We start from the raw sequence: 5,777 nt of genomic DNA on the forward strand, positions 1-5,777 counted from the left end.
CACGCCTGATGCCTGGTCCTCTCACAGCAGAGCAGTTCACCACCCGCCAGCGCTACCGTGTACCCGGAATCGTGCTACCAACTGCGTGGACTGGCGCTACCATCAAGCGCTACTCGCCATCTGGATAGGCACTGACCTCCACCGCCTGCGCGGCCGCGCCCGGATCGAGCATCTGCCAGCCCGCGAAATCGAGCAGTCCGCGTGGCGACCCGGCGTTCGGCCCTGACACACCGCCGAAGAACGCCCGCGCCTGGTACGACGGGTCCATCACCTCAGCGACCGTCCCCCATCCCGAAGAGGGCCGCATCTGAAACAGTCCGAGCGAGTCGTGATCGGAACCGACACCATCGTGAGGGTAAGCAGCAGATTCGGTAAACGCACTGGTGTTGGCCAACAGCCGCAGCGTCGACTCCGTGAGCGCGGCCATCAACGCCACGATCACTCCCGCGCGCCCGACGTTGGCCGTCTGCCCGCCAATCGTGATGATCGTTCCCGCATGGGTCAGCTGTTGCCGATCCAAGATGATCGATCGGCCGTCCAGAGTCTGAGCGGTGAGCGAATCAGGAATCGTCCCGACGACGAGCGATACGCACGAGCTCGCGACCGCGGTCACCAGCGCGGCCACGCCCACTAAACCACCCAACGGGCAAGCGAGCATCAGCACCACGAGCAGGCCGATCAGCTTCTTCATCGCTCACTCCAGCGGATGGTCGAGCTTCGACAGCCGCAGCAGCGTGCACGACTCTTTGCCCGGGCACACGACGAATACCGTAAACGACACCTGCCGCTCCGTGCGCTCGACATCGGTGTCCCACGTTCCCACACGATGACGAGTTCCCACGACTGTGAGCGCCGCAGCACCCTGCGGAATCTGCCCCTCCGCCGCCTGCTCCAGCGCGGTCGCCCACGCGGCTGGCACGGTCACCGACTCGACGTCGAGCCACTGCCGCGTGCCGTAAGCAGCAAGTCGCTGCCACATCTCGGCGCCGGGCAGGTAGTCCCGCACGTCGGCGGCCACCGCGGCCGCTTCCTCCGCATCGGCCACGTCAACCACCACCTGCGCCCAATCGGCGAGGCCAGCATCCTGCCGCGTGTCCCAATCAAATAGCGCGTGCGCGACGCTGCGTGCGAACAGCTCCGGACTCGACGTTTCGAGTACCGGCTGCGGCTGTTCGGTCGGCATTACCGACAAAGCAGATGCCGTGGGCACCGGCTGCGCCGGCGCGCTCGCTTCCGCAGGCCCGCGGAGCAGCCCAAACAGCCCAATGACCGAAAGGACGACCAGCGCGATGCCAGCGCCAACTATTGCGATGACAAGGCGACGGCGTCGAAGTAAATGCATGATGGGCTCCTATCGAATGCGTGAGATGGTGGCGGAGACCGGCGCGGCGGTGGGGGAGTCGCGGAGGGTGCGCATCCGCTCGAAGAAGGCGACGGTGCCGGCAAGGGTCGCTTCGAATTGGTGCCATTGGTCGTCGGTGAGTTCGGCGGCGACCTCGGCGTCGTCGTAGCGGAGCCACCAGTTGCGAAGGTCGTTCCAGAGGAAGACGAAAGAACGCGTGGGCAATATTGAGTCGGCCGTAGCCATAGGGCGGGTCTTCTTGGCGCGCTTGGCTGTCTTCGCGCGGGCGAGGGCTTCCCGGGCCAGCTGCTCGAGGTCGGCGGAACGCCGGGCGGTCGGCGCAGTGGGAAGCAGCGAGCGAACGGGCGTCTCGGCCGCGACGCGGTCAACTTCGGCAGTAACCCGACTGTGTGCGGCCGCGACCGATCCGCCGTTCTGAATCACCGCCAGTTCTTCCCTCGCGCGATTGCGTAGCGTCTTGTCGAGATTCTCGTCGTCCGCCATTCGTTGCAGATGGTCGATGCGTTCCAACGTTGTATAGGAGCGCCGCCCGGTTACGAGAAGGGCCGCCTGTGCGCGCACGTAACCATCCGGTTGCGGTGCTGCCACCGTGGTAGCACCGTCTGATCTGGGCTTTTCCGTTCCGAAGCGTGTTGCGGCCTGGCGCCGCTGGGCGTCCTCAGCGAGAAGCATCTTTACCTCGCGATACAGGGCGGCTGCTTCGGTGGGGGCGAAGGCCTTGTGCAGGGCGTTGTCGTCCTGCTCGGCGAGCAGCTGGGCGAGCTGGTCCGAAATGCCCGCGCGTACCCAGACATGGAGCTTGCGTACCCCGAGCTGCCGCAGCGCGGCAAGACGTCGGGCACCGCAGATCAGGGTGCCGTCCGGTGTCACTGTGATTGGCTGCAGCAGTCCCTGCCGCTCGATCGAGGCGGCGAGCGCGTCGATGTCGCCGAGATCGGTGCGATGCCGCGAACCGATGCGGATGGAGTCGATCGACCGCTCCAACTCGATGTGCCCCGGGGTGGCTGTCATGCGAACACCCGTGGCGAGTTGAGAGCGACATCCGAGACGAGATCGTCGTCGCCGAGCAGCGCGTGCAAGGGCTCGCTCACCAGCAACCGCAAGAGGATGCCGCGCCCCGCGGCGGTGTGCGCGTGCAACGGGTTGCCGGATCCTAGAAGTGAGCGCAGCATGCTCATCCAGGCCGGCTGCGACACGTCGAGCAAAGCGCGGGCGGCGTAGTCGCGTCGCAGCGACTCGAAGGCCGACGGACGCGAGGGGGCATCCGCTAACCGGCTGCACACGTACTCGACGCCATCGCGGGCGCGGTCGGTCGGCCAACCGAGCAGGGTGAACAGCGAGATCGCATGCTCAACCGCCAGAGACACCTCAACCAGCGGCTCCGGTTCGACAAATCTGTCCGCTGGATCGACGCTAAACGCGGGGTGATACTCCGGCAGGGCGTGCTCGCGATCACTGAAACGTTCGGCATCATGAAACACCGACACCTGGGGCCGACGTGCCTGGTGCACCGAGCAGAGCAGGCCGCGGGCGCGGTCCTCGGCGATGCAGGTCACCTGCACGGCTCGGGTGACGATGGCCCACGGATCGTCGGCGCGCAGCGTCGAGGGCGCCCGCATCGCGTCGAAGGCGGCCGCGGCGGCCTCCCACGGGTCGAGGTTATGTTTGCGCGCCAGTCCGGCGTAGCGCTGGGCGGTGAAACGCATGAGCTCGGAGGCCTCGGGGTCATTGCGCCAGTGGGCGCCACCATCCGCTTGCAGTCGCGCGAGCAGTCTGCGCAGGCCTTCGGATTCGCGAAAAGTCATTCTCTCGCCATCTCCCGTCGAGTTGGTTGGCGTGTTCAACAGGATGCTCATGGTCACGCCCGTCCGAAACCGTCGCGGCCGATCTGTGCACGGTCCCGCACCGCTCCGAACTCGGAGAGGGGAGCCAGCCGGGCGGCCCGCGCGCGGATCGCCCGCGCGGCGGTGACGGGCGCCCGTCGTACCTGCCGCACGGCGTTGGCTTGCAGGTCGATGCCGCGGCCGGCGATGCGCCCGGCGCCCAGGTTGAGCAGATCCGCCGCGCGAATCCAAGTGACGGCGGGGCGCGAGGCCGCCGTGCCCGCTTGCCTGGCGTTCGAGAGACCACCGCGCGCACGCGCTGAGAGGCGCGATTTCTCCTCCAGCACGGCATGCAGCGGATGCCGCTCGCCACCGGCATCGACGCTGGTCGCGCCGTGTGACTTATCGAAGTCGTCTACATCCATCACTTCATCTCCTTTGGGTCGGTGATTTGAACAGCGCCGTTCATGACAGGCAGGGCAGATCGTTGCGTCTGGCTACCGGATCGGCGCGATCGAATGCTTGCGCGCCAGCCGTGGCGCGGCGGCTCGCCGAGGTGATCGTGGCGAGAATCTCGCGCTCGTCGAGCCCGGCCGTCTGCGCGGACGGGCCGAGTACGGCCTCGACGTCCGCAGGCGCGAGGCCCGTCTCGACGAGGCGGCAGGCCGCCCAGAACAGACCGCTGTTGCGCTCACCCTCCTGCAGATTGCTCACCCATTGCGCGAGCCGGCTCGGCTCCGGCGCCCTGGCTGAAGTTGCCCGCGTGCCCGTTCGCGGCGGCCTCGGGTCGATGAACCTGCGCAGCGCGACAGCGTCGACCGGCTTCGGGTCGGCCGTCGACAGCGAATACAGCCGATAGCTGGCTCGACCGGTGTCCGTGGCCAGCGTCGAGGGCGGCACGACGACATAGCCGCCGTCCCCACGAAAGTCGATGTGTGCTGCCGCCGCCTGCCAGCACCGCTGAGGCCGGTCCGCAATCGCGACAAAGTACACGTGCATTCCTCCCGACGGGGTGCGCACCCGGGCGAGCTCGCCGTCGACCAGCCCCGCGGTGCTCGCGCGCTCGAACGCGGCGAAGCCGACATCCGTTTTGGTCACGTCAATGTCGACGACGTCGACGCCCGACGTGCTGCCCGTCGGCATCCCGATGTTCGCAGCCGGCCACCGCGTCCACCACGCCTGCACTTGGTCTACATCGAGGCTCGCATCGTGAAACCCCGCAGACGTGAGCGGATGCTTACCCTCCGGTACACACGGAAACACCGGAATCCCCGCCCTAACGAATTCAAGAGCAGCATCCGGCACCGACAGCCGATTCGTGGCCACCAGCACCTCAGGGACGCTCATCAGACACTCCGAACGCGGAGCCATACGTGCCAATTCACAACAATCACCTTCCCGAAGGACTGCCACGCAGGCGTGGCTCGATGACACGGAGGTGCTCCTCGCTTCGCTGATGCGTTCGGCGAGGAAGCTCCGTGTTGAGCATGCTCAATTCAAATTCTGAGACTGTTTAGCACCGCATTTGAGCATGCGCAACCCTTGATTTGATCATGCTCAAAGAGTAAATTGAGCATTCTCAATTACTTGAGGATCTATCAATCCGAGGAAGCCACATGACCGACGAGAGCACCACAGCCGCGGAGGATCTCGCGAAGCGCCTCCGACTGCTGCTCGACGTCGCCGAGGCCGAGACGGGCAGCGAACCGACATTCGCCCAGATCGCCGCATTCCTCGAAGCGCGCGGCACGAACCTCTCGCGTTCACGCTGGACCTACATCATCAACGGCCACCGGTACGTTCAAGACCGCGCACTGTTCGAAGGCCTCGCTGCCTACTTCGACGTCGACCCGGCCTTCGTCGCTGGCTCCGAGGGCGCCGAGACCCCGGCCAAGGTCAGCGCCCAACTCGACCTCGTGCGGGCCATGCGTGCCGCCCGAGTGAAGTCTTATGCGGCACGTACAATGGGGGATATCTCTCCCAACGCTCTACGGGCGATCAGTAAGTTTTTGGATGCGGAAGTCGCGCAGAGGCCGCCAGATGAAACCCCACTTGCGTCCGGAGGGAATTGAGGCGGCAGTGAACAGCACAGTGAGTGTGGCGACTGCAGTCGACGAACTCGCATTGGGCGAGACCTTCACCTTCGACGAGCTCGTTGCGGCAGTGGAGCGCAACAGGGGACGACGACTGCGAATAGTCGAACTTGCCGAACTCGGGGTTGATGATGGTCTGTGCGCAGTCTGGCTCGGAGCGGATCATCAAGACCTGATTCTCCACGCACACAGCGACTCAGTTCTGCATCGGCAGCAGTTTGTGCTGCACGAGCTGGCCCACATCATTCTCGGTCACAATTTCGACGAAGAAGGCCAAGCCGTCGACTTCTTGCTGCCTGACATCCCTAAAGAAACACGACTGCGATTGCTCAGGCGTCAAAACCTAGATACGGCCGAAGAAGTAGAGGCCGAGACCCTGGCCGACATCTTCGCCGCGGCAATCAGACGGTCAACGAGAAACTCCTCTCGATTCGCGGAGATTTTCGGATGATTCCCCTGCTCGTCTCGGCCCTCATGTGGCTGCTCGTGGCCAGCCTG

8 protein-coding genes are annotated in these 5,777 nt (G+C 65.4%); 2 read left to right on the forward strand and 6 right to left on the reverse strand.

The features are described 5' to 3' along the window. Positions 1-109: 109 nt before the first annotated feature. The 6 genes from E3T35_RS07915 to E3T35_RS07940 are packed head-to-tail and all read right to left on the reverse strand — an operon-like array spanning position 110 to position 4,533. Positions 110-691 carry a hypothetical protein gene (locus tag E3T35_RS07915; RefSeq protein ID WP_174777086.1) on the reverse strand — a complete coding sequence of 194 codons (582 nt, stop codon included), beginning with the start codon at positions 689-691 and terminating at the stop codon, positions 110-112. Between the two features lie 3 nt (positions 692-694). Continuing rightward, on the reverse strand, positions 695-1,342 hold the full coding sequence (locus tag E3T35_RS07920; protein WP_134378363.1) for a hypothetical protein: 648 nt from the start codon (positions 1,340-1,342) through the stop codon (positions 695-697). Positions 1,343-1,351: 9 nt separating this feature from the next. Then, positions 1,352-2,374 carry a ParB N-terminal domain-containing protein gene (locus E3T35_RS07925; RefSeq protein ID WP_134378365.1) on the reverse strand — a complete coding sequence of 341 codons (1,023 nt, stop codon included), beginning with the start codon at positions 2,372-2,374 and terminating at the stop codon, positions 1,352-1,354. Next, a complete protein-coding gene (locus E3T35_RS07930; protein ID WP_134378367.1) occupies positions 2,371-3,168 on the reverse strand; it encodes a hypothetical protein in 798 nt (265 codons plus the stop codon). The genes E3T35_RS07925 and E3T35_RS07930 overlap by 4 nt, the downstream gene beginning before the upstream one ends. A 53-nt stretch (positions 3,169-3,221) precedes the next feature. Continuing rightward, the gene (locus tag E3T35_RS07935; RefSeq protein WP_134378369.1) at positions 3,222-3,614 is read right to left on the reverse strand and encodes a hypothetical protein; all 393 of its coding nucleotides are present in this window, start codon (positions 3,612-3,614) and stop codon (positions 3,222-3,224) included. Positions 3,615-3,651: 37 nt separating this feature from the next. After that, positions 3,652-4,533, reverse strand: coding sequence for a bifunctional DNA primase/polymerase (locus E3T35_RS07940; RefSeq protein WP_166789879.1), 882 nt, complete (start codon positions 4,531-4,533; stop codon positions 3,652-3,654). Between the two features lie 269 nt (positions 4,534-4,802). Here E3T35_RS07940 and E3T35_RS07945 point away from each other — a divergent pair, with 269 nt between their 5' ends. Both E3T35_RS07945 and E3T35_RS07950 read left to right on the forward strand, forming a co-directional pair. After that, on the forward strand, positions 4,803-5,258 hold the full coding sequence (locus tag E3T35_RS07945) for a hypothetical protein (RefSeq protein ID WP_134378373.1): 456 nt from the start codon (positions 4,803-4,805) through the stop codon (positions 5,256-5,258). 52 nt (positions 5,259-5,310) lie between these two features. Continuing rightward, on the forward strand, positions 5,311-5,730 hold the full coding sequence (locus E3T35_RS07950) for an ImmA/IrrE family metallo-endopeptidase (RefSeq protein WP_241988767.1): 420 nt from the start codon (positions 5,311-5,313) through the stop codon (positions 5,728-5,730). The last annotated feature ends 47 nt before the right edge of the window (positions 5,731-5,777 follow it).

Origin of the sequence: Cryobacterium sp. TMT1-2-2 (genome assembly GCF_004403505.1) — a bacterium.
Classification (GTDB): Bacteria; Actinomycetota; Actinomycetes; order Actinomycetales; family Microbacteriaceae; genus Cryobacterium; species Cryobacterium flavum.